This is a genomic window from Paenisporosarcina antarctica, assembly GCF_004367585.1.
Classification (GTDB): Bacteria; Bacillota; Bacilli; order Bacillales_A; family Planococcaceae; genus Paenisporosarcina; species Paenisporosarcina antarctica.
On record NZ_CP038015.1, the window covers coordinates 1597241 to 1621770 of the forward strand.

Genomic DNA, 24530 nt, shown 5'->3' on the forward strand with positions numbered 1-24530 from the left:
TGATATACTGAAATTATTCAAATTGGAAAGGATGGTTCACTTGTCTGAACTCACTCATTTTAACGAGCAAGGTCGTGCAAAAATGGTAGATGTGTCTGAAAAACATGACACGGTCCGAACCGCACGAGCAAAAACATCAATTCTATTAAACGAAGCTATTTACCACCAGATTAAAGAAGGGAGCAATAAAAAAGGAGATGTCTTTGCTGTTGCACAAGTTGCTGGCATCATGTCTGCAAAAAATACGGCTCAAATCATTCCGATGTGTCATCCGCTAGCACTTAGCGGGGTCGATATTAAATTTGAATGGAATGTCGACGAAGAAGCGTCACATTACGAAGTGATTTTGTACGCGGTTGTTAAAACGAAAGGTCCTACTGGCGTGGAAATGGAAGCCCTCACTGCCGCCTCCGCTGCCGCCCTCACAATTTACGATATGTGTAAAGCCTCTGGTAAAGAAATGGTGATTGGTCCTACTATGCTGCTTGAAAAAACAGGCGGAAAATCTGGAGATTACATTCGAAGCTGACCGTGCTTCGTTAGCTCAAATACAATATGCCGGATTTCCGGTAAAATGAGTCTCTCCATTGCAAGCTTCACTGCCCCGCGGGAACCAGGTAGGACAAATATTGCTTTATTTGATGCCACTCCTGCTCCTGCTCGGCTAAGAAGTGCTTTTGTTCCGACATCTTCCGTAAAGCTTAAATAACGGAATAACTCTCCAAATCCAGACATCTCTTTTTCAAAGAATGGCTGAACAGCCTCAAGCGTAACATCGCGCTTTGCAATCCCGGTTCCACCCGTCGTAATAATGGCATCCACCTTTTCATTCTTAAGCCACATTGATAAAATTTCTCCAATACTTTCAGAGTCGTCTTTCTTCACTTCATATGCCACTACTTCTAGTTCGTAATCTAGTGCAAGTTGATGGACAAGTGCACCACTTTGGTCGGTGTGCTTCGTCCTTGTATCACTAACAGTTAAAACAGCGATACGAATCTGTCTATCTAATTGAAATGATTGCGACATTTAGGTACCTTCCTCTCGTATTTAACCGAACAACTGATGATACAACTTCCGGCCTTCCGAAACATTTCGGATACCATGGATGAGAAGACGACCATTTCCGAACAGTACCATACGGTGATCAAAGATAAATAACTCGACAAAATAAGGTGTACGCTTCACAGGAACTTGCATGTGTCTGCCAATTGTTTCTGCGTGATCTAAGGAAATTGGACGTTGTGGATCAGGCAGTACTTGTACCGCATCTCGTCCGCACAGAACAGCATAGGAAGTGCTTTTTGACGAATGTAGTGACGGGAATGTCGGCTGAACACCACATGTTTCACAGTGCTCATTTTGAATGCGGGAAATGCCGATATCCAACTGTGTATTTTCCCATAAGTTGAAGTGATGCACTTTTTTACGCATAGCTTCCCTGTTACCGCTTAACCACTTCATTGCCTCCGCACATTGCAAGGCAGCTGTGATCTGTACAGCAGGCGAAATAATACCTGCTGTGTCACACGTTTCATTGGTAGCGGGAAGGACAGGAATTAAGCAACGAAAGCAAGCCGATTCACCAGGTACGAACGGAAAGATAACCCCTGAGCTTCCAACGCACGCGCCGTAAATCCAAGGTACTCTATGTTTCACGGCTGCATCATTTATTAACAGTCGTGTTTCAAAGTTATCAGTTGCGTCCATAATGAGTGTGCTAACGGCTGCAAGATTTTCGATGAGTTGTGCATCTAGAGTATCAAGATATGTGTATAACTGAACGTTATTACGTATTGCTTTCAGGCGTTTTTCTGCAGCAATCACTTTTGGTAACATGCTTGTTGCGTCGTCTTCTGTAAACAGTTGCTGTCTCTGTAAATTTGAAAGTTCTACATAATCACGGTCGACTAGGTGAATCTCACCAATACCGGCCCGAACTAGTGTTTCAACGATGGCGGAACCAAGGGCACCACAGCCTATCACAGTTACAATAGCGGTCTCTATTTGCTTTTGTCCTTTATTACCTATGGGTTTGAATAATGTTTGTCTTGAATAGCGTTCATCCACTGAAAGTCACACCTTCCAATTAACTTGAGGGCTCTCGGTTAATTCCGACATTCTTTTTGTATGCTGTGTGGTGATGTCAGTGAATGTACCGACGTAACGGACATGTTCTCCCGAATCATCTTTTACCGTACTGATGTTCAGCCATTGCAGATACTCTTCGCCACTCTTTTTCTTATTCCAGATTTCCCCTTGCCACATGCCATGTTTTTCAATGTCTTTCCACATACCGTGATAAAAGTCATTTGATTGTCTTTCAGATTTCATCATGCTAGGATTCTGACCAATAACATCGTCTTCATGAAAGCCGGTTAGTTTAGTAAAAGCTGGATTGACCTTTTTGATCATTCCGTTAACATTTGTCACTAAAATACCTTGACCGGTAGAATTAAAGACCTCGGAATCAAGTGTAAGACGGTCCTGATAATACATCCATACAACGAGTACTAGACTTGCCAAAGCTACTTGAGAAAGTAGCATAAAACCAATTGAATATTGACCGGTAATAGAGTAGATTACTGATAACAAAAGCGGTGGAAAGAACCCACCGAGTCCACCCATCATTGAAACAATTCCATTGACGATTCCAGCCTGTTTGTTGAAATAGAATGGTACTAGCTTAAAGATGACACCATTTCCAATTCCTGCGCTGACCGCAATTGCCAAACTGCCGACTGTATATAGACCGATAGATGGAGAGAATGCTAGAATAATTGCTGCAATAGTGTAAACGAGAAATGTTCCCATTAACAGTAATAACGGCTGTAGTTTATCCCCAAGCCAACCACCGACTGGACGAAGGAATGTGGCAACTGCAATGAAACCCGCAGTTCTCATACCTGCATCCACTTTCTCCAATCCGAAATTCGTCACAAGGAAGCTGGGTAGATAGATTGTAAATGCGACAAATGAGCCGAAGGTAATGAAATAAAATAGCGAGAAAAACCATAGTTTTTCATTTTTGTAGACACCTTTAATCTGTTCAAAAATTGGTGTTTTGACTTTTGTTTCATGTCGATCGCCAAAAAAGAAATTTAAGGCAACGAACACGAGCAAGAGAATTAAATATAACTTTACTGTTGCTGACCAGCCAATTTGAGTTGCGACTAGTGGCGCAGAAAAAGTCGTAATGGCTGTACCAATATTACCTACTCCATAAATCCCATTGACAAGTCCATGCTTTTCTTTTGGATAATATTTCGGCAGTGAGGTTACCCCGACAGAGAACACAGCTCCACCAATTCCTAGGAACAAACCACCAATAATTAGATCCATTACCGAGGAAGCCTCACTTATGAAAAATACTGGGAACAATAGGAGAATAAAACTGATTAGAAAAATAACACGTGCACCAAATACATTTGCATAATAACCGAGCGGAATTCTTAAAATCGAGCCAAGTATGACCGGAATTGCTGTCAAGATTGCCAATCTTTCCGGTGGAATAGCGATGTCTTCACTTATAAATGGCATAAGCGATGAAATGATAACCCACACCATAAATCCTACAACTAAGTTCAACGTTTGAAGCGTCAACTGTACCTTCTTAATCATCTACCTCACCTTTTTCACGTGTTTTTCATTACAAATAATTAAAATTGATTCCTTGTCTTTATTGTATCTTGTTGAACTATTCTTTTTAATAAGGGAGTCCCCTCACGTTGAAAAGGGAATCCCTTAAAATAAAAAAAACCACTTCACAAGGAAGCAGTTGGAATTATCTTATGTGATAAGCGTATTCAGTTTTACAAATAATTCATCTTGATCTACCGCTTTCATAAGCTTTTCTGCCATTGGAAATAATACCGTTTCTTCTTTCACAAAATGGACAGTAAGTACCTCAAATGCTTCACCTGCATTTCCAGCTACTGTTCTGATATCCTCAAGTGAAAACAAATCGATATTGCCTCTTGTATGGTGGAAGAAATGTCCGATGTAGCCGTCGATTTCTTGATGTTCTTCTTGAATTCCAACGAGTGGTCCTTGTTCAAAACCGATATAGGTACCCAAGGCAGGAAAGAAATGCTCTTCTTCTTTATCCGTATGGTTCTTTAACGGTTCGACGAATTGAAATAAAAGTTGACGAAGTTGTTTCAATTTTTCACGGCCGACTTCAAGACTCATTCCATCCTTCTCGAACTCTAGGACAATAGCATGCCATTCTTCCATTAGGTACGACAAATACTTGTGCTCGTTTTCGAGGAGCCGCATACCAGGCTCTGTAAATCGCAGTAATGCTTGTTCAGCCATGGGGAAATCCCTCCCTGTTATTATTTAAAAATTCAATAATTTTTTCTTCAGTGCGTATTCAACCAATTCCGGCCGGCTCTTGAGGTTCAGTTTTCCCATAATTTTCGCTTTATGAGCTTCAACCGTTTTAACAGAAATAAAAAGTAATTGAGCAATTTCCTTGTTTCCATAACCTTTAGCAATCAATGGCAAAACTTCAATTTCACGCTTGGACAGCAATTCAAATGGATCCGACTGCTTAATCTTCTGATCCTTGTTGACGAATTCACGTACGAGGGATGTCGCCATTTTGGGGTGTATGTAAGTACCCCCAGTATGAATCGTTCGGATTGCAAGTATTAATTCCTCATCTGGCGCATTTTTAAGCATATAGCCGGAAGCGCCGTTTTTCAATACGTAAAACAAATACTCTTCATCATCGTGCATCGTCAGAATTAAAATTTTCGTATTAGGGAAATCTTCTTTAATCTTGCCAGTGGCAATTAATCCACTTTCCCCTGGCGGCATACTAAGGTCTAAAATTAGAATGTCGGGTTGGTGTTTTGCTACCATCCGATATGCTTCAATGCCATCTGAGGCCAAGGCAATCACTTCCATGTCTTCTTGAAAGTTTAGAATCATCGAAAATCCACTACGTACAATCGCATGATCATCAGCTATGACAATATTTATCATTAGTTCATCCTTCCTTCCGCAAATCTCCCACAGGCACGTTCAAACGCACCGTTGTTCCTTTGCCTATACCCGATGATACTTCAAAATCTCCATTCATAATTTCTGAACGTTCACTCATACCAAATAGGCCAAGTCCTGTTCCTATAGGTTTATCCAAAAGATTAAAACCAATTCCTTCGTCTTGCACAATCAAATGAAGAGTATTCCCTTTTTCAAAAAGAAACACTTTAACGACTTCCACTTGAGCATATTTAATAGCGTTGAGCATTGCTTCCTGGCAGACTCTATAAATGACCGTCTCAATTTCACTTCCATACCGCTTTTTTGAGATGTCAGATTTAAAATCTACAAGTAAGCCGTAACTTTGTTGAATTCGCTTAAAATGCGAGCGAAATGCTGCTTCTAATCCCAAATCGTCAAGTGCAGCTGGACGAAGTTCCACCGACAAATTACGAATATCATCTAGAAGCCTTGTCATTGTTGCTTCGGTTTGTTTTATTTTATTTAGTATTTCCTCTTTAGAAGACATGTATTTAGTTACACGAATGTCGACTAAAGCACTTAGCAACTCTTGAGCTACGCCATCATGCAATTCGCGAGAAATTCTTTTTCGCTCATTTTCCTGAGCTTCTATTACGTGCTTCATCATAGTGTTTTGAGATAGTCTTTCTTGAGTCTTAAATTGCTTTGTCATGTTTCTGAGCATAAAGACACGAACGTCGTTTTCTGCATCAATCGTATGAAAAGTGGCCGTGTAAGGTATAACCCCTGCATCCCTCGTCTCCAAATATACTTGGAAAGAAGAAAAATCATCAGGCTGAGAACTACTAAGATAACAATTAATGCAAGTATGAAGATTGGTGTCGCTCGTGTAACCTCTACAAGACTGACAGAGTGCTCGTTTGGCTCCTTGCAAGAGTTGTGTCAGTACTTCAGGATCGACAATTTTTTCAGCTGCGGGATTTATTGCGATAGCAGTTCCTTTCGGATCAAAAAAGAAAATGGCTTCTGTGCTATTTTCAAACAATTTCATCATTAAGGAATTTAACTGACCATTCTTTGAAGATATCAATTTAGCATCAATTCCTTCCTACCATCCAGTTTCCCAATTCCCTTCACTGACATTTCAAGCATGCACTGCAATAAATCTTCCGTCATCCGGAGATCTTCACGAAAGCCTCCAAGAAGCACACCTGCTACACGACCGTCATGCCATAGCGGTAAAGCACCGATACTTTTCAGTTTTTCAAGTGTCAAAATCGGATAATTAAACAAATTATCTTTTTCCAAAAAATCGGAAATTGACGACATCAGAAGTGGTTTGCCAGTCTTGAAGACAAGACCTGCAACTCCTCGCCCTGATTGGAGTACAATTTGTTTAAAGCGATTATTAAGATTCCCTGATGCATACTTCCATTTTAGTTCATATTGATTCTCCGCGGTTTCAACTAGCGCTAATGCTATAATATCGCAACCAGTTGCTAAGCGGATACGTTCAATTTCTGTTTGATAGTCCGCTTTATTTGTCATATTAATGTCTCCTATTAAAAAGAAAAGAGGTAAATACCTCTTTTCTAATTTAGTTTGTTTTATGTTTCCTGTATAGGATATAACTTCTACCGACATAAATCAATGGAACGCTCCAGACATGTACGAGTCGTGTAAATGGCCAAAGTGCAAAAATAGCAAAACCAGCAAGTACATGAATTTTAAATGACATTGGGACCCCAGACATTAACGCAGGATCTGGACGTAGAAAGAACAAATCACGGAACCAAACCGAAATCGAAGAACGATAATCGAATTCAGGCTGTACAACATTTGTTACAAGTGTAGCGTACATTCCCATAATGACGATGAATAGAAGCAAGGAATTAACAATTAGATCAGAAGCTGAGCTTAACATCCGGACGCTTCGTATCGTAAAACGTCTAAATGTCAGGATAATCATTCCTAGAAGGGTCATAAAGCCGAAAAATCCGCCAACATAAATGGCCCCGATGTGATAAAGATGATCATTAACGCCGACTGCATGCATCCACGATTTCGGGATTCCAAGTCCCGAAACATGGCCCAAAATAACTGGGATAATACCTAGATGAAAGAGAATACTGCCAATCATCAATTGTTTCTTTTCAATAAATTCACTCGATTTTGCTGTCCAGTGGAACTGGTCTGTCCGGTATCTATATATATGACCGAAAATAAATATAGCCATACAAATGTAAGGGAAAATAACCCATAAGAATTGATCAACCATGTTGGGCTGGAGCCCCCCGTTCTATACAAACTTTAAATGTTTCCCGCAGTCCCTTCACGAGATGAAAGTAAGGACTTTCTTGTTTTTTTAGTGAATCCAATAAATGATAGGTTCCATCCTCAAGAACGGCAATCAACATCCCAAAACTTTCAGGTGCTCGCGGATCTCCAATCCATTCTGCCGCATACAGAAACTCACACATAAGTGGAAGAAAATCCGATAACTCCTCCTCTGGCATTTCCAGACCGAACATCTCATACATGACTTTTAATTTAGCAAGCATTTGACCACGCTCTTTAGCGTCTTCAAATTTGAAGTATGTCATGAACAATGTACAATCTTTTTGGAAATCAAAGGTTTCAGTATACAGTTCTTTAATATCATCCAGATTTGAATTTTGAAATAAAGAAAAATACATTTTCACGTGTTCATAAGCTGGATGGGTCGAATCAAAAGTATCTTCAATAAGTGACGGGTGAAAGTTTAACTTTTTGGGATAAGAAAGCTGATGGGAAAAAAAACCGAATGAATTCTTATAATCATATAATTTTTCTAGATTAATCACGCCATATACCTCCGTAGAAATTTTCTTCATATATTTCTTTGCCTGTTTTCATTGCTGTTCCAGTTAGGCTTTGGCTCGGACTCGGACTCGCTGGCCCACAGCCATCACATGATCCTCCTGTATCTCCACCCATTCCTCCCATTTCATAACCTTCTGATCCTTGTGCACGGTAAGGATTATTTTGTCCTTCTTTATGTGATGTAGGAATGACGAACCGATCATTGTATTTAGCAATGGCAAGTAGGCGGTACATTTGTTCTGTTTGATGGGCTGTCATACCGATACGCTCCAAACGGCTATTATCAAATTCTTTACCTGAAGATAATGCACGCATGTAAGACCGCATCATCGCCATTCGTTGGAGAGATTTCTTGACAGTTTCTGTGTCCCCAGCCGTCAGCATGTTTGCAAGATACTGGATAGGTGTGCGCATTTCTTCAATCGCCGGGAAAATCATATCCGGATTTTTGATTGAATCTTTCCCTTCAAAATAGTTCATAATTGGGCTTAGAGGCGGCACATACCACACCATCGGCAACGTACGGTACTCAGGATGGAGCGGAAACGCCAATTGATGCTCAATCGCAAGTTTATATACTGGCGAGTTTTGTGCGGCTTCGATCCAATCTTCCGAAATGCCATCTTTTTTTGCTTGCTTAATCATTTCAGGATCATTTGGGTTTATGAATATGTCGCATTGCGCTTTGTAAAGATCCTTTTCATTTGGAGTGGAAGCTGCTTCTAAGACGCGGTCTGCATCGTATAAGAGAACGCCGAGATAACGGATACGTCCAGTACACGTTTCAGAGCAAACCGTTGGTAATCCCGCTTCTACGCGTGGAAAGCAGAACGTGCATTTTTCAGCTTTATTTGTCTGCCAGTTGAAGTAGACTTTTTTGTAAGGACATCCAGTCATACAATAGCGCCATCCTCTACAAGCTTCCTGATCAACAAGCACGATTCCATCTTCGTCTCGTTTATACATTGCCCCTGAAGGACATGATGCTACACAGCTCGGATTAAGACAATGTTCACAAAGCCTTGGTAGATAGATCATGAACGACTGCTCAAAGTTGAATTTGATTTCTTCTTCGATTTTTTGAATGTTTGGATCAAGCGGCCCCGTTATATGTGCTCCGGCTAAATCATCTTCCCAGTTTGGACCCCATTCGAGGTCCATTTTTTTGCCGGTTATGACGGAATGAGCTCGTGCAACAGGTGAATGATCTAGCTCCCCTGCATTCGTTAAATGTTCGTAATTGTATGTCCATGGTTCATAGTAATCTTTCATTTCTGGCATATCTGGGTTGTAGAAAATTTTACCGAGTGCCACTTTGGACAATTTATTACCTGATTTAAGTTCCAGTTTTCCTTTACGAAGTTGCCATCCACCTTTGTAAAGCTCTTGATCTTCCCATCTCTTTGGATAGCCAATACCGGGTTTGGTCTCTACATTGTTGAACCACATGTATTCTGCACCTTTACGATTCGTCCAAGTAGTTTTACACGTTACGCTACAAGTATGGCAACCAATGCATTTATCCAAATTCATAACCATTGCAATTTGCGCTTTAATTTTCAAGCCAGTTAACCTCCTTCATTTTCCGAACGGCTACGTATTCATCACGCTGGTTCCCAATCGGTCCATAGTAATTGAATCCGTAACTTAGTTGGGCATAGCCTCCAACCATTTGTGTCGGTTTAAGATGGATACGGGTAGGGGCGTTATGACTGCCTCCTCGTGTATCAGTAATCTCTGACCCTGGTACGTTAATGTGTTTGTCTTGAGCATGGTACATGAACATTGTCCCTCTTGGCATGCGATGGCTAACAACTGCACGGGCTGTAACAACACCGTTCCTGTTATATACTTCCAACCAGTCATTATCATCGATATTGTGTGCATCTGCGTCTTCATTGTTAAGCCAAACAGTTGGACCACCACGGAATAATGTCAACATATGTTGATTATCTTGGTAAGTAGAGTGAATGTTCCACTTGCCATGTGGTGTTAAGTATCGCAACACTAGTGAGTCCATTCCGCCCTTCACTTTCTTATCATTCGGACCGAAAACCATTGGTGGTAATGTAGGTTTATAAATAGGTAAAGCTTCGCCAAACTGTAGGAAGATTTCATGATCAATATAGAAATGCTGTCTTCCTGTTAATGTCCGGAATGGGACGAGACGTTCAATATTTGTTGTAAACGGTGAGTAGCGACGTCCTAACTTATTTGAACCGCTAAATACCGGTGTTGGAATGACTTCACGCGGCTGTACTGTGATGCTTTCAAAGGTGATTTTCTCTGCTGCTCGGTCTGCAGAAATATCTTTCAGTTCAACACCTGTATCTTTTTCAGCTGATGCATATGCTTTTTGAGATACTCGACCGTTAGTCGCAGAAGATAAATTTAAAATAGCATCCGCTACTTGACGTGCTGTCTGAATTTTAGGTAAGCCGTTTTTGATTGTTTCATCATAAAATGTTCCGTTAATCTTTTTAAGCTCTTCATATTCTTCTGCTACTGAGAAACTGACACCATGTGCACCAGTTTTCCCGGTAGCCAAATTTGGTCCAAGCGTAATAAACTTGTCATAAATTTGTGTATAATCCCGCTCTACAATGCTAAAGTTCGGCATTGTTTTACCTGGGATAGCTTCGATTTCCCCTTTTGTCCAGTCTTTTACGAGTCCCATCGGCTGAGAAATTTCGCTCACAGTATCATGCGCGAGCGGTGTAGTGACTAAATCTTTGTAAACACCTGGAAGATGTGTTTTCGACATTTCTGAGAATTTTTCTGCCAGTTTTTTATAAATGTCCCAATCAGAGCGAGATTCCCATAATGGATTAACCGCTGGATTGAACGGATGAACAAATGGATGCATATCTGTTGAAGACAAGTCAGTTTTTTCATACCAAGTTGCAGCTGGTAAGACAATATCCGCATAGATGGGTGTAGATGTCATACGGAAATCAATGGCAACCATGAGATCGAGCTTCCCTTCAACATCCTCACGCCAAACGATTTCTTCCGGTTTGTCTTCCACATTTGGTGTGGCAAGAAGGCCGTCAGATGCCCCGAGTAAGTGCTTCATGAAATACTCTTGGCCTTTTGCTGAACTTGAAATTAAATTCGAGCGCCAAATAAAGAGTGTACGCGGGAAGTTTTCAGGTGCACCAGGGTCTTCGACAGAAAATTTAGCTTTGCGTGATTTAACTTGTTCAACTGTATGTTTGATAATTTCTTCATTTGAATGTTTGCCTAGCTTCGCAGCTTCTTCAGCAAACAATAAGCTGTTTTTATCGAACTGAGGATAGGAAGGTAACCAACCGAGACGCGCTGCCAGCACATTATAATCAGCTGGATGCTGATAACGCACATCACCTCCAAGTGGTGATTTCAGTGAATCAACCCCACTTTCCTCATATCTCCATTGTTCAGTCGCAAAGTAAAAGAACGATGTAGCATTTTGCAGACGTGGTGGACCTTGCCAGTCTTTAGCGAAAGCAATTGTCGACCACCCCTCAATTGGGCGGCATTTTTCTTGTCCAACGTAATGTGCCCAGCCCCCACCATTAACACCTTGTGAAGCAGTCAGCATAACCAAGTTTAAAATCGATCGATAAATAGTGTCACTATTAAACCAATGGTTAATTCCAGCCCCCATGATAATCATTGAACGTCCGCCTGTATCGATGGCATTCTGAGCAAATTCACGCGCTATCTGAACAACGATTGATGCTTTTACACTCGTCACTTTTTCTTGCCAAGCGGGAGTGTAATGTGAGTTCTCATCATAATAATCCTTTGCATTATACGGGCTGTCGATTCTAGCAATCCCATATTGGCTCATCATAAGGTCGTAAACTGTAGCTACAATGCGTTCAGAACCATCAGCAAGTGTTATTTTCTTCACCGGAATAATTCGTTTAAATATACCGTTTCCTGCATTATCGAAATATGGGAAAACGATTTCTACCCATTCTTCACCATGTCCTTCCACGCTGAGTGCTGGTTTGACTTGTGTTCCGTCTTCACGTTCAAGAATCAAGTTCCATTTCTTATCTTCTTCCCAACGTTGCCCCATAGTGCCATTCGGAATCATCATTTCATCTACTACCTCGTCGAAAATGACTGGCTTCCATTCTGCATGTTGAGAAGTGTCACCTAAATCACTCGCACGAAGGAAACGACCGCCTTTTAACGTATCTTCATGTGGGTCGAGCAGAATCATAAATGGCATATCAGTATATTGTTTTGCATAATTGATGAACATTGGCTCTTGCCGTTCCTTATAAAATTCATCCAAGATTACATGAGTCATAGCTTGTGCTAATGCGGCATCAGTTCCAGGATGAGGAGCAAGCCAGTTATCAGCAAATTTAACATTTTCCGCAAAATCCGGTGCTACTGAAACGACTTTAGTTCCTTTATAACGAACTTCGGTCATGAAATGTGCATCTGGTGTACGCGTCATCGGTACATTCGATCCCCACATAATTAAATATCCGGCATTGTACCAATCTGAAGATTCAGGAACGTCCGTTTGCTCTCCCCATATTTGTGGAGAAGCAGGTGGAAGATCAGCATACCAGTCATAAAAACTCAGCATTTGTCCTCCCAAAAGTGAGATGAAACGAGCTCCTGAAGCGTAGCTGACCATTGACATTGCTGGAATAGGTGTGAAACCTGCAATACGATCTGGTCCGAACTTTTGAATTGTGTAAATCAATTGAGCGGCAATAAGTTGTAATGCGTCTTCCCAGTCAACACGGACATGTCCACCTTTTCCGCGGGCTGACTTGTAAAACTGGGCTTTTTCTGGATCTTCTACGATACTTGCCCAAGCTTCTACGGGATTTGGGTTAGATTTCAGAGCCGCTTTCCATAAGCGCCATAATTTCCCACGCATGTATGGGTATTTGACACGTAAAGGACTGTATTCGTACCAAGAAAATGTTGCCCCCCGTGGACATCCGCGCGGTTCAAACTCTGGCATATCCGGTCCACATGAAGGGTAATCGATCTGTTGGTTTTCCCAAGTGATGATTCCGTTTTTCACAAAGACTTTCCAACTGCATGAACCTGTACAGTTTACGCCATGAGTCGTGCGGACCACTTTATCATGTGACCAACGCTGGCGGTACATATTCTCCCAATCTCTACTTTTCTCTTCTAGGATTGACCAGTTGCCTGAATAGCTTTCTATCGGTTTAAAAAAATTGAGACTAAATTTTTTCTTCATCTTTACTATCACTCCTTTTCAAAATGAAAGACATTAAGGGTAATAACTTAAATCATTCGTATAGATTCATTATGAAAGCCACTTCATCTAGTTCCCATTAGGGAATGTCCTATTGAACTACTGAAATTCCCTTGTTCCTTAATAAAATATAAAAAGCTTCCCATTATTTATTAGGGAAGCTTACGGTTGCAACTGTTCTGTCATCCTACCTTTTTCGATTCGAATACAACGTTTTGCGAGTTTTTGCGCATCGTCTATTCGATGTGTCACGAAAATGACAGGAATGCTCCACAGGTCGTGTATCCGCAACAGTTCATATTGGCAGCGACTTCTTGTTTCATCATCAAGTGCTGAAAAGGGTTCATCCAATAGTAGTAAATCTGGTTTGGCAGCAAGTGCTCGTGCAAGTGCCACTCGTTGCTTTTCACCACCCGAAATCTGGTGAGGATATTTTGATAAGAGCATGGAAATGTCGAGAATTTTTGTCAGTTCGCTTATATGCGTTATATCATCGTTTCGTGATGTACCATATAGAATGTTTTGTTCAACAGAAAGATGAGGAAACAGTGCATAATCTTGAAACAAATAACCGACTCTTCGCTTTTGTATTTTTAAAGGTTTTTTACTTTCCTTATAAAAATCCGTGCCATGCAGGGATATCCCCCCTGCATCTGGTTGCATAATCCCAGCGATGCAATTGAGTAAGGTTGTTTTTCCTGATCCCGATGATCCGACAACTGCTACTATTTCTTTCCCCATCTGAAACTGCATGTGCAATTCAAACTGCTCCAATTGTTTGCGGAAATCCACATTCAACATCCCCGTCACTCCCTTCCAATACGGTTCGTATTTTTTTTTCGCCAGTAATTCACCCATGTTATGGCCGTGACACCTACTGATGAAATTACGATGACCCAAAAAACGGCTTTCTCCATCTCGCCCGCTTCATATGCAAAGTAAATGGCGAGTGGAATCGTTTCCGTTACTCCAGGAATGTAACCTGCGATCATAAGAGTTGCTCCAAATTCACCAATGCCTCGAGCAAAGGATAGAATCAAGCCCGCCAGTATACCCGACCAGGCAAGCGGGAACGTGATGGTCCGAAAAATATGCCACTCTGAAACTCCCATGGTCCGAGCCACGTTTTCCCAACGAGGATCTACTTTTTCAAAAGCAGCCATCACACTCTGATACATAAGTGGAAGTGACACAACAAATGAAGCGATTGCAGCACCAATCCATGAAAATACGATTTGAATGCCAAATATATCCTCAAGCAGTATACCGAAGGGTCCATTCATGCCAAATAACACAATAAGTCCGAAACCAATAACAGTCGGGGGCAACACAAGTGGCAAGAGAATAAATGCGTCTATGGCACTTTTTCCGAAAAACTCGTGTCGGCTCATGAAGCGAGCTAGAATGAGGCTTGTGAAAAATACAAGAGTTGTTGAAACCGTTGCTACTTTCAGCGACAAGAAAAGGGGCGATAAATCGTAAGCAATCATGAATTATCCCCCTTTAACCTTAGTGAACCCGTATTGTTCAAGAATTTTCTGGCCTTCTTTTCCTGTTAAAAACGTCAAAAATGCTTCTGCAACTTCTCTGTTTTGGGATTCTTCAGCTATGCCTGCTGGATAAATAATTGGGTGCTGAGCTTCAGGCAGTTCGCTGATAATTTTGATGTTTTGCGATACCTTGGTATCAGAAAAATAGATAACGCCAAGCCCTGCATTGCCACTCTCGATATATGTAAGCACTTGGCGTGCATCTTTGGCATAAATCATTTTCCCTTTCAATGCTCCCCACAACTCAAGACTGTCGAGTGCTTGTTTTGTATATTCACCAAGTGGAACGCTTTTCGGTTCACCGATTGCGATGGTTTCATGAGTAGACATCAACAACTGAGAAAAGTCATTACTTTCTGCGTGATTTAATGAAGCGAGAACGAGCCGGTTTTCTGCAAAAGGCATGACAGTTTCTTTTATAATCAACCCTTCATCAGCCAGTATATCCATATCTTTTAGGCTCGCTGACAGAAACACATCTGCAGGTGCTCCTTGATGAATTTGGCTTCTTAATTTTCCTGATGAAGCAAAGTTGAACATCAATTTAGTGTTCGGTTGTACTTTGCCGAATTCAATTTCTATAGCTAACATGGCTTCTTTGAGACTAGAGGCAGTTGAAATGACAAGTTCACTGTCACTATCTGTAGACGGTTTCCCACAAGCTACGAGTACGACTAACATCAATAAGAGAATCATATTTTTCATACATATCTCCTTGGTCATCAAATGTAATGAATCGCAATTCAGTCAATACACTCGACTAAAAAGCGACTCCTATTTTATATAGTCTGTCTTACAAGATCAAAAAGAACGTTATTCTCAAGGTGTATATGATGTAATGTATCTGCTTCAAGATCCGCTAGGCGTTTTAATACGAGTCGGTGCGTCCCGCACGCTTCTTCAGGCGGTTGAAAGCTATTTGTAATTTCATTCAGTTCCTTGAATAAGTTCCCTGCATTTTCATGCTCGTCTTCAAGCTCTGTCAAATGAGGTTTTAACAAGTTTGCAGTATCGGAAGATGGATTTAGGAAAAATTCTATTATTAACGGAAAGACGTTATTGTCTTCATCATCTGTATGTTCAAGTAATTCTCTTTTCAAATGTTTAAAGATTTCGTTGACTCTGATGATATGGGGGAAACGCTCTCCATGGACCTTTACGAGCTTCGTGACGTATGGAGTGAGTGCTGGAAGTTCTTCACGTAGTTTCACATGATATTATTCTTGAATATGGGCAATCAGTTCCACAGGCTCCAGTGAAGACGGTATTTTTCTATCATGTTGGGCTTGTTTTTTTTCTGCTTCGAGGACTTGTGCCAGTACCTCTTCGACGTCGAGTCCGCGTTCTTTTACTGCTTGATGTAAGGGGATTTTCCCGCCGCAACAGAAATCAATGCGTAATTCACGAAACAAATCGCCGGCTTTTGGAACATCTTTTACAATATTGGAAACCGTTGTATCTATAGTTAAACTCATCATATATACCTCCTGTGAGTAATTTTTATTCAATTAGAATACTAAATGGTTTGACCGTTTCATCCAATCAGGGACTTCCCTCTATCACTTGCGGGAATGTCCTAAGAGAGAAATTCTTCTGATTTCCTGTGATATACTAAAAAAAATTGAATGATAGAAAGAAAGGATGTTAGAAACATGTCTGGACCATCTTTACGACAAAAACATGCTCACCACGCGATTCATCAAGGAGGGCTATCGGGTGCCATTACAAAAACCGATGAAATGGAAGAGTTGTTAGCAGCAAAAGAATTTGAAGTGGCACGTCAAGCTGCAGATCACTTACTTGAATATTGGGAAACACGGATTCTTAGTCATGCTGACGCTGAAGAAGAAGACTTTTATAAAGAAGTGGTAGAGCAGAATCCCGATCTCTCAGAGGTTGTAGTAAAACTAACACGTGATCATGACCTATTGCGAATTATTGCAACAGATATCAAACAAATGCTCAATGATGCTGGCCTCACTCTTGAAGTAGTGCAGCAATTCCACGCTCTTCTAGTGATTAATGCTATACATAGTCGAGATGAGGAACGGCTTTTACTCGGGGAACCAACGATATGACAAAACTTCATGGAGAAAAATTCGATATGATTGGACGCAATAGCCCCTGCTCTTGTCAAAGCGGAAAAAAACACAAAAATTGTTGCGGTAAAAACGAAGGCGCCGATCGGCTGAACGATGAACTTGATCAAGCAATGCAAAAAGTGTTGCAAGATTTCTTTGAAAATAATCCGCGTCCTTCCGAACAAAAGGCATTACTCGCTTGGAAAGACAAAAACGAGGATCTTCTTGTACCGCTTTACGGCAAAGAAAAATCAGGCAGTATTATCGGTGATGTCTATTTCTTCCTTGAACGTGTAGATATTTGGAATTCATTTATCAATAGAAAAATTCTTAAAGAAGAACGTCACCAGATTCGAAAAATTCTTGAAGGATGGGTAAATCCCGTTTTTCTAGTGGGGAAAATTCTTTCTGTGACTAATTATCAAGCACAAATACAAGATTTGTTATCGGAAAACGTACTTTATATAGATGTTAATGAATCGTTTCCAGTTGAATCTGGAAATGTAGCTATCGGCTTTTACTTACCGGATATACGCCACTCGGATCGATTGATGGTACTAAATAGTGTGACTGTGGCTGTAGAAGTACAAGAAGAAACCATTCAGAAATTAAGAGATATGTACGGTTCTTCAGAAATTGATACGGTACAAGGATTTTACAGAGAAAACATCATTACGTTATATCAACTTTTTAGCAATGGCCTGAGCGCTAGTAACAATGTATCAAGTGAAGTACTTGAAACGGTGAATGCACTCGAGCAATTTTTGATTGAGGAAGATTTGAAGAGTGACGATTTAATTGAAGGTTTCTTTCATTATCTCGAACTCCAGCCTAACGTGCCAAAAGCGGCAATTGCAGGTGCCGTTCAGTTTGGGATCGACTATAAACTTCTTGAATTTGAATGGAGTAAAGAGAAAATCGTTGATTACTTTGCAGTGGATTCAACTGAAATCAATCTGTTTGCAGAAAATCTACGTGCGTTTTACAGTGAAGCATCAACCCATGAAGATGAAAAAGAAGCAACCTATGCTTTTGAAGTGGGAACTGATCCGAAAACAAATGAATATCAGAACTGGCAGCTACTTATGCATCTGAAAAATTTAACGATTACAAGTGATACTGTGTTGAAACGCCATATGGATTATTACCATGGTGAACCATATGTGCCCAAATCTAAAACTGAAAAAGCACAGCTCCTTGCATATGAGGCATATGCAAATAAAGAGGATAGCGAGCGAGCTGAAAAAGCACAAGGAGTACACCAGCTCAATTCCCGAATTGTGGATGAGTATTTACTAGCTGCTGATGCTGAATCTAACAACAATGATCGTGAGAAATTATTAAAACAAGCAATTGCTAGCGGGAAAGTAGATTTCGAACCAGAAATGGATGTAGCTTGGCTTTATGTTCCGAACCGTCCCTATTTACGTGCCCTTTTTCTACTCGGCATTCATTATTGGAAACAAGGTCGTTTTGAAGAAGCTTTTAATGAATTTTACAGGTTGCTACAACTGAATCCTGGTGATCATCAAGGTGTACGTTATTTGGCGATGTCCACGTTAATAGCACTTGAAAGATTAGATGAAGCGGTTAGCATTATCAATCACTATGAAGACCAGCAAACAGATAATGCATTTTATGCTTGGTTTAAATGGCTGATTCAATTGAAGAAGACGAACTTGCTTTCAACTGTAACGCAGGTAGCTTTTTTAGAAGCAGTTGATAAAAACCCCTATGTTAAGAAACATGTGGAAAAGCGCCCTAAAGCTATTCCATATCCAAAGTCGATCATTCTCTCTCCACGCTCACCGGAAGAGGCAAGACTAATTTGGACATTTTTAGAACCTGGTTTTTAAACTTGGAATCTACCATAGAACCTATTTTCTATTTCTTATAACTGTCGAAATATTATGATTAAAATGATAAACTTTAATTGTTAATGAATCATAAAAACAAGGGAGTGAAGTACCATAGCTATTGAAATATATATGAACTTTAATGGGAATTGTCGAGAAGCGGTAGAATATTACACAGAGGTATTTAAAACAGAAGAACCAAAAATTATGACATTTGGTGAAATGCCGCCGAGTGAAGAGTATCCCCTTCCGGAAGAAGCTAAAAATCTAATTATGCACACTCGTTTAAATATGTGTGGGAGTGTTGTTATGTTTTCTGATATATTCCCTGGTATGACTTTTGTTCAGGGTACTAACATCACTCTTGCAATCGTTAGTGAAGACTTAGGTGAGATTAAGTCATTATTTAATCAATTAAAAGTAGACGGAACAGTTGGTATGGAGCTTCAAGAAACATTTTGGAGCAAATGTTACGGAAGTGTCAAAGATAAGTTTGGGATTGAATGGCAATTTAACTACGGAACTGGCGAAATGTAAGTACATGTTCAACTGATAAAGTCTATCTAATGAATACACATATGAATATAGAAAAAACCCGTTGAAAATTACCTTTTCAACGGGTTTTTCATATAATATTTATACTCGATTGTTGTCAGCTTTCCAGTTTACAATGGCTTTCTTAATCTCATTTGGCTTAAGATTTTCTTTCACTGCACGTTCACTAAGAGTTGGAAACTCCTTTTCATCAGCAAAACGTAAGGCAATGATTTGTCCATTGCTGAGATTTGGATCTAATAATTTTCCTGTTAAAACAAAATGACGTAAATTCTCTTCCGCTCGGATAGCTCGATCTTGGATTTTCATTGAATATAATCTGACAAGGATTGCAGTAATACTGATGCTCGCGACCATCAGTAAAAGTAAGATAGATTGCAAAACATTGTCTTCTGAATTAATTGAGCGAACCAAATTGATAATAGAAACGATCAATGTCCCAAGTAGTAGACTTAATAAAACATAATGATAAAGCGGGTGCAACCGTACATGTGTTTTATAATCTTGTGATTTCATAAAAGACTCCTTCTAATCCTATTTTATTCATGTCTATTCCCATTTAAATGTGTAACTTGCTACTATGAATGCTCCAACAAGCCAACACCCCAATATTAGTGCATTTGAACCAAGATCCATAAAAGGTGTTCCTACATTCATTGTTTCACGCAAAGCATGACTTAAATGAGAAATCGGTAAAACGTTCACAATCGGTTGAAGGTAATCTGGCATATCACGGATAGGGAAAAATACGCCCCCTAAGAACAACATAGGAAAAGATAAAAAAGCAGCTATTGGTGAAGCACTTTCAGGTGTTTTTGCAATTCCAGCAATGATAAATCCAATCGCCATAAAGGCAAGTGTTCCTAAAATAACAAAGGTAATTAAACTTAACCAGGATCCATTTACACTAATTCCGAAAATTAGGTTGGCCACAGCTAATACGATAAGTGCCTGCATTCCATTTAACATTAATCTCGCAGTAATTTGTGCGGCGATAAATGTGGAAGCTTTTAATGTAGTCCCTTGCATTCTTCTTAAAATGCCGCGCTCTCTCCAAGCGGCAATCTGCCCTGCTACTCCGTTCATATTGTTACTCATGATCATCATTGCCAGAATACCTGGTACTAAGAAATCAATATATTTCAAATCCAACGCTTCAACTCCGCGTGAATCGGTTACAATGCTTGGTGTGTAATTCGCTTCTTCCTTACTAATCCCATCAACAACACTACTAACTATTGTTAAGCCCACTTGTGAAATGGCAAGATTAGTTTCATTGTAATAGACTGGGAGCTCAAAAGACTCAGTGTTTTCTTTCTCCTTCATCATTTCTTCGTAACCTTTTGGGATGATTACAACTAGTTGAAGATCTCCTTTTTTCACTCGATCTAGAGCATTCTCTTCGCTAATGCTTGATTCAAGTCGAATGGCTTCATTGGTGCTAAGTACTTTAGAGAATTCTTTTGACTGTGTCGTTTGATCTTGATCCACTACACCAATAGAGACAGATATGCCATTTCCATTTCCTAAAAAAGTGCCAAGCATCACCATTAGAAATATCGGGAATGCGAGTGTCCAAAATAAAACTTGGCGATTTCGAAGGAATATACGTAGCTGGGATAGAGTTAATTGCCAATATGCCTTCATTCTTCTCTCAGACTCCTTCCTGTCATATGAATAAAGACGTCTTCTAACGTGGATGTTCTAGTTTGAAGGTCCGTCAATTTCAAATTTTTTAAGGAAGTCAATTGTATTAAACTAATCAATGTCACCTGAAGATCGTCGGTGTACAGAACATATGTATCCTTACGATTGCCTACTTGTTTCACTCCATTAAGCGATTCAAGCTCATCCTTCAGAAACTCGCCTTCAAATTGAAATTCTACCGCACTATCAGACTCTAAACTTTTAACGAGTCCTGAAGGGGTGTCTAAAGCAATGAGATTGCCTTGATCCATGATGGCAATTCGGTCACAAAGAACATGAGCTTCATCCATATAATGTGTGGTTAATACTGTGGTCTTACCTTTTGCTTTTAATTTTAAGACAATATCCCATAGCGTTCGTCTAGCCTGAGGATCGAGACCAGTCGTAGGTTCATCCAAGAAAAGTATCCAAGGATCATGAACTAGAGCAAGCGCAATCGCCAAACGTTGTTTCTGACCACCCGAAAGAGTCTTGATTCGACTCTTGGCTTTCTCTGTTAAACTCATTTCCTCAATTAAATCAGGAATTGATACGTTTTTTTGATAAAAACTTGCATACAAGCGAAGGATTTCTTCAACAGTAAGCAGTTCGAATAATGTTGTAGATTGTAGTTGAATTCCAATTACTTCTTTGACTTTCTTTAAGTCTCGTGAAATATCAAATCCACCGATTATTGCTGTTCCACCATCAGGTTTTCGCAGGCCCACCATCATTTCTAACGTTGTCGACTTTCCCGCTCCATTTGGTCCAAGTAAACCAAATATTTCACCTTTTTTCACAGAAAAGCCAATCCCATTAACAGCTGTAAAGCTACCGTATTTCTTTACAAGATTTTTTACTTCAATCATTGTTTCTTCCTGATTTTTCATTGTCCACACTCCTGCTATGTCTATAATAATATACTATTCTATTCTCAAAATAAGAATATATCTATCTTGAATCTTCTTTTTATCAATTGAAAAACTCATCGTAAAATAAAAAGTATATCAGTCTTAAGTAATTGTTAGGGTTTTAGAGCTCCTCTCTACGAGAAGAAAAGAGAAGAGAAATTAATAGTGTTACTTCTTTCAGTAAACTAAGATTGTAGCGAACCTACTAACATTCTTACTTATCTAATATATTTACTTTTATAAAAAAACAGAATATTCACCTTTATATATTATATCATTATGCTATAATATTCCAAAAGAGGAGGAATGACAGTGGAGAAGGTTGAACAGGTTGAGCAGGTGTTAAGAGCAATTCAAGATGATTATCCAGATGATTTTGCATGGTGCTATGGGTGTGGTCAATTAAATGAAAATGGTCATCATTTTCGGACAGGTTGGCAAGGTGAAAATACAATAACTATTTACAATCCATCACCAGATCATATCGCACTTCCTGGCTTTGTTTATGGAGGCGTGGTTGCATCACTAATTGATTGTCATGGGACAGGTTCAGCGGCATTAATGTTACATCGCAAAAACGGACATGAAGTAGGAGATGATGCGGAGCCTCCTCGTTTTGTGACAGCTTCTTTAAAAGTAGAGTTTAAAAAGCCGACTCCACATGGCGTGCCGTTAAAAGCAATTGGAACTGTACATGAAATACACCCGAAAAAGTGGAAAGTAGATGTAGAAGTCTTTGCTAATGATATTCTTTGTGCTACTGGAGAAGTTATGGCTGTAGTAATGCCAAGCACTTTTACAAAAAAAGAGTAGACTCTTAATAAGTAAGGAACTATAACCAGTACAGAAGTATCATAATTCTGTACTGGTTATTTCTTATGTAAGTAACAAATAGAAGCTAATAATCATCCAGTATATATACGGATAGTTGATTTTTTCGATAGATAATATTTAGAACTGGTCATAATTAAGCTGAATTTATCGTTTAGTAGTTTATTTAATTTGAAAGTAATTTTCAATATGTTATAATAATACTTAGAAGAGCATAAACTAAAAAGACCGAATGGTGTAACCAGCACCATTCAGTCATGTAATAGCAGGTTCCCTACAAGGGTGTCAGCGTAAATAGTGAGAAATAACCCATCTTGGCTGCTAACTCAAGGATGGGTTATTTTTTTTGGTTAAAGGACAATATCAAAACGACTAAAGTTGCAAACGCTATTGCAAACATCAGACTTTCAGCTACTGACACAGGCACCACCCCCTTTCAGGAAGTGAGCCAACCACCCTTGAGTACCTATACTAATACAACCCTATCATACCATTATTAACACAAGATTACTTGGGTATAATGGTTGAAATATATAGTCGTACTTTTTCATGATGAATGTTTATTTAAAGTAGAAAATTTTAAGTTTACAATTTTACACCAGTTGATCATGGCAATAATTTTAGAATAACTGGTGGTCTATTTTGACTTAAATTCGTATAATTCAGGAATTTTAAGTGAATAATTAGTACAGTACGAATTAAAAGGAGGATTTTTGATGAATGCTCAACGAGCGCAAGAAATTGCTTCATCCCCTATCTTGGCTGAAGTGTTTTGTGATGGAATTCCAATCTATATTCAACATGTAGATGAAAATAAAGGAAGAGCTAGAATTTATCCTCTCAATGAACCAGAAAATGAACAAGAAGTATCATTAGCGAACTTAATAGAACAATAATTATCAAAAATATTAATTAATAATAACCACCATTCTATCTAAAGTGGTGGTTGTTATTTGTGATTACTGTTTGTAAATTACACAAGATGCTCTACTTTAAGTTTAAAGATCCCCTCAATTCTCTTCACATCACAACTTTATGATTAACATTCGCAATTCTTAACCAATCCGTGAGGTAAGGCAGATTTGCCAGGGCATCTTTATAGCCTAGATTATATAACATCGTAAGTTTCTTGGGATTACGTTCAATTCGACCTATATTAAATGCTTGGCTTGGACGAATTATTATTGCTTTATGCTCTTCTTCTAATTTTTCTATGAAATCTAAGGTATCATTATACAACTGATACCTGTTCTCTAATGTATTTACTAATCCTTTATAATCTCTATAGAAATAAGAAGTAAATTTTATAAGTGATGATTTTGCTTTACGGTACCCTTTTTCTTTTGTTAATACAATGATGGGTTTATCGACGTAATCAGCCAATGCCTTATGTATAGGAATTGGATCACTTATTCCCCCATCCATTAATAAGCTCCCTTGATAGTCAATTGCACGTGCCATAAAAGGCAAAGAGCTAGATGCACGAATAATGGTTAAGATATCTTTAGAAGATGTAGATTTATTAAAATATACAGGTTCACCAGTCAAACAGTTAGTCGCTCCAATAACAAATTCCTCGGGTGATTGGGTGAAGCGAGCAAAGTCAAAAGGAACTAAAGTATTTGGAATTTCATTAAAGATAAGATCCATACCAAAAAGTTCTCTTTTAAGAATCAGGTTTTTTATTGATATGTAATCTGGATGGTTGACATAACCTATCGTCACTTGATGATTTCGTCCTAGTTGTCTTGATATATAAGAAGCCGCATTGCATGCACCTGCAGAAACGCCGATAACATAATCCGGAAATAACCCATTCTCTAGAAAACATTCTAATACGCCTGACGTATATACACCACGCATGCCGCCACCCTCTAAAATAAGACCACTCTTCATACTTACCCCTTCTTTCATTTTACTACCTTTCAATTAATAAACGTTTTTTGAAAAAGAAGCCCAATACCTCCCTACATAGTAAA

The 24530-nt window shown here is 39.4% G+C and carries 24 protein-coding genes and 1 pseudogene; 6 read left to right on the top strand and 19 right to left on the bottom strand.

Annotation, left to right across the window (positions count from 1 at the left end; genetic code table 11):
• Positions 1 to 40 precede the first annotated feature (40 nt).
• Entirely contained in the window at positions 41 to 529 is a 489-nt protein-coding gene (gene moaC, locus E2636_RS08030) for a cyclic pyranopterin monophosphate synthase MoaC (protein WP_134209733.1), read from the top strand.
• Here the strand turns inward: moaC and E2636_RS08035 are convergent.
• The 15 genes and pseudogenes from E2636_RS08035 to ric all read right to left on the bottom strand — a co-directional run bounded on the left by E2636_RS08035 (position 514) and on the right by ric (position 16109).
• Positions 514 to 1029: a MogA/MoaB family molybdenum cofactor biosynthesis protein gene (locus tag E2636_RS08035; RefSeq protein WP_134209734.1), complete on the bottom strand. Its 516-nt coding sequence runs from the start codon at positions 1027 to 1029 to the stop codon at positions 514 to 516. The genes moaC and E2636_RS08035 overlap by 16 nt on opposite strands.
• Before the next feature lie 21 nt (positions 1030 to 1050).
• Positions 1051 to 2070: a ThiF family adenylyltransferase gene (locus tag E2636_RS08040; protein WP_134209735.1), complete on the bottom strand. Its 1020-nt coding sequence runs from the start codon at positions 2068 to 2070 to the stop codon at positions 1051 to 1053.
• A 6-nt stretch (positions 2071 to 2076) separates the two neighbouring features.
• Positions 2077 to 3621, bottom strand: a complete 1545-nt coding sequence (locus E2636_RS08045) for a nitrate/nitrite transporter (protein WP_134209736.1) — start codon at positions 3619 to 3621, stop codon at positions 2077 to 2079.
• Positions 3622 to 3789: 168 nt separating this feature from the next.
• On the bottom strand, positions 3790 to 4317 hold the full coding sequence (locus E2636_RS08050; protein WP_134209737.1) for a hemerythrin domain-containing protein: 528 nt from the start codon (positions 4315 to 4317) through the stop codon (positions 3790 to 3792).
• A 24-nt stretch (positions 4318 to 4341) separates the two neighbouring features.
• A complete protein-coding gene (locus E2636_RS08055) occupies positions 4342 to 4989 on the bottom strand; it encodes a response regulator transcription factor (protein ID WP_134211775.1) in 648 nt (215 codons plus the stop codon).
• A 7-nt stretch (positions 4990 to 4996) separates the two neighbouring features.
• Positions 4997 to 6028 (bottom strand): sensor histidine kinase, encoded by a 1032-nt coding sequence (locus E2636_RS08060; RefSeq protein ID WP_134209738.1) that lies wholly within the window; start codon positions 6026 to 6028, stop codon positions 4997 to 4999.
• Positions 6029 to 6060: 32 nt separating this feature from the next.
• Complete coding sequence (locus E2636_RS08065; RefSeq protein ID WP_134209739.1) at positions 6061 to 6522, bottom strand: GAF domain-containing protein; 462 nt, start codon at positions 6520 to 6522, stop codon at positions 6061 to 6063.
• 49 nt (positions 6523 to 6571) lie between these two features.
• Complete coding sequence (narI, locus tag E2636_RS08070) at positions 6572 to 7252, bottom strand: respiratory nitrate reductase subunit gamma (protein WP_134209740.1); 681 nt, start codon at positions 7250 to 7252, stop codon at positions 6572 to 6574.
• Positions 7245 to 7817, bottom strand: a complete 573-nt coding sequence (gene narJ / locus E2636_RS08075; RefSeq protein WP_134209741.1) for a nitrate reductase molybdenum cofactor assembly chaperone — start codon at positions 7815 to 7817, stop codon at positions 7245 to 7247. Before narJ ends, narI begins: the two co-directional genes overlap by 8 nt.
• Positions 7810 to 9399 carry a nitrate reductase subunit beta gene (narH, locus tag E2636_RS08080; protein WP_134209742.1) on the bottom strand — a complete coding sequence of 530 codons (1590 nt, stop codon included), beginning with the start codon at positions 9397 to 9399 and terminating at the stop codon, positions 7810 to 7812. The genes narJ and narH overlap by 8 nt, the downstream gene beginning before the upstream one ends.
• On the bottom strand, positions 9389 to 13063 hold the full coding sequence (locus tag E2636_RS08085) for a nitrate reductase subunit alpha (protein WP_134209743.1): 3675 nt from the start codon (positions 13061 to 13063) through the stop codon (positions 9389 to 9391). Before E2636_RS08085 ends, narH begins: the two co-directional genes overlap by 11 nt.
• A gap of 180 nt (positions 13064 to 13243) precedes the next feature.
• Positions 13244 to 13882 (bottom strand): ATP-binding cassette domain-containing protein, encoded by a 639-nt coding sequence (locus tag E2636_RS08090; protein ID WP_134209744.1) that lies wholly within the window; start codon positions 13880 to 13882, stop codon positions 13244 to 13246.
• 5 nt (positions 13883 to 13887) lie between these two features.
• On the bottom strand, positions 13888 to 14571 hold the full coding sequence (modB, locus tag E2636_RS08095) for a molybdate ABC transporter permease subunit (RefSeq protein WP_134209745.1): 684 nt from the start codon (positions 14569 to 14571) through the stop codon (positions 13888 to 13890).
• A 3-nt stretch (positions 14572 to 14574) separates the two neighbouring features.
• A complete protein-coding gene (modA, locus tag E2636_RS08100; protein WP_134209746.1) occupies positions 14575 to 15336 on the bottom strand; it encodes a molybdate ABC transporter substrate-binding protein in 762 nt (253 codons plus the stop codon).
• A 74-nt stretch (positions 15337 to 15410) separates the two neighbouring features.
• Positions 15411 to 16109, bottom strand: a pseudogene (gene ric / locus E2636_RS08105) (iron-sulfur cluster repair di-iron protein).
• A 174-nt stretch (positions 16110 to 16283) separates the two neighbouring features.
• Between ric and E2636_RS08110 the strand changes: the two are divergent.
• The 3 genes from E2636_RS08110 (at position 16284) to E2636_RS08120 (ending at position 19105) form a co-directional block, all read left to right on the top strand.
• Entirely contained in the window at positions 16284 to 16709 is a 426-nt protein-coding gene (locus tag E2636_RS08110; protein ID WP_134209747.1) for a hemerythrin domain-containing protein, read from the top strand.
• Positions 16706 to 18568 (top strand): tetratricopeptide repeat protein, encoded by a 1863-nt coding sequence (locus tag E2636_RS08115; RefSeq protein ID WP_134209748.1) that lies wholly within the window; start codon positions 16706 to 16708, stop codon positions 18566 to 18568. Before E2636_RS08110 ends, E2636_RS08115 begins: the two co-directional genes overlap by 4 nt.
• A 132-nt stretch (positions 18569 to 18700) precedes the next feature.
• The gene (locus tag E2636_RS08120) at positions 18701 to 19105 is read left to right on the top strand and encodes a VOC family protein (RefSeq protein WP_407670286.1); all 405 of its coding nucleotides are present in this window, start codon (positions 18701 to 18703) and stop codon (positions 19103 to 19105) included.
• Positions 19106 to 19204: 99 nt separating this feature from the next.
• Here E2636_RS08120 and E2636_RS08125 read toward each other — a convergent pair whose 3' ends face one another.
• The 3 genes from E2636_RS08125 to E2636_RS08135 are packed head-to-tail and all read right to left on the bottom strand — an operon-like array spanning position 19205 to position 21699.
• On the bottom strand, positions 19205 to 19639 hold the full coding sequence (locus tag E2636_RS08125; protein WP_134209750.1) for a DUF6526 family protein: 435 nt from the start codon (positions 19637 to 19639) through the stop codon (positions 19205 to 19207).
• Between the two features lie 33 nt (positions 19640 to 19672).
• A complete protein-coding gene (locus E2636_RS08130; RefSeq protein ID WP_134209751.1) occupies positions 19673 to 20770 on the bottom strand; it encodes an ABC transporter permease in 1098 nt (365 codons plus the stop codon).
• Entirely contained in the window at positions 20767 to 21699 is a 933-nt protein-coding gene (locus tag E2636_RS08135; protein ID WP_134209752.1) for an ABC transporter ATP-binding protein, read from the bottom strand. Before E2636_RS08135 ends, E2636_RS08130 begins: the two co-directional genes overlap by 4 nt.
• Before the next feature lie 327 nt (positions 21700 to 22026).
• Between E2636_RS08135 and E2636_RS08140 the strand changes: the two genes are divergently transcribed.
• Together E2636_RS08140 and E2636_RS08145 are read left to right on the top strand one after the other, a co-directional pair.
• On the top strand, positions 22027 to 22533 hold the full coding sequence (locus E2636_RS08140) for a PaaI family thioesterase (protein ID WP_134209753.1): 507 nt from the start codon (positions 22027 to 22029) through the stop codon (positions 22531 to 22533).
• A gap of 734 nt (positions 22534 to 23267) precedes the next feature.
• A complete protein-coding gene (locus E2636_RS08145; protein ID WP_134209754.1) occupies positions 23268 to 23447 on the top strand; it encodes an H-type small acid-soluble spore protein in 180 nt (59 codons plus the stop codon).
• A gap of 124 nt (positions 23448 to 23571) precedes the next feature.
• Here E2636_RS08145 and E2636_RS08150 read toward each other — a convergent pair whose 3' ends face one another.
• Positions 23572 to 24447 carry a patatin-like phospholipase family protein gene (locus E2636_RS08150; RefSeq protein ID WP_134209755.1) on the bottom strand — a complete coding sequence of 292 codons (876 nt, stop codon included), beginning with the start codon at positions 24445 to 24447 and terminating at the stop codon, positions 23572 to 23574.
• Between the last annotated feature and the right edge of the window lie 83 nt (positions 24448 to 24530).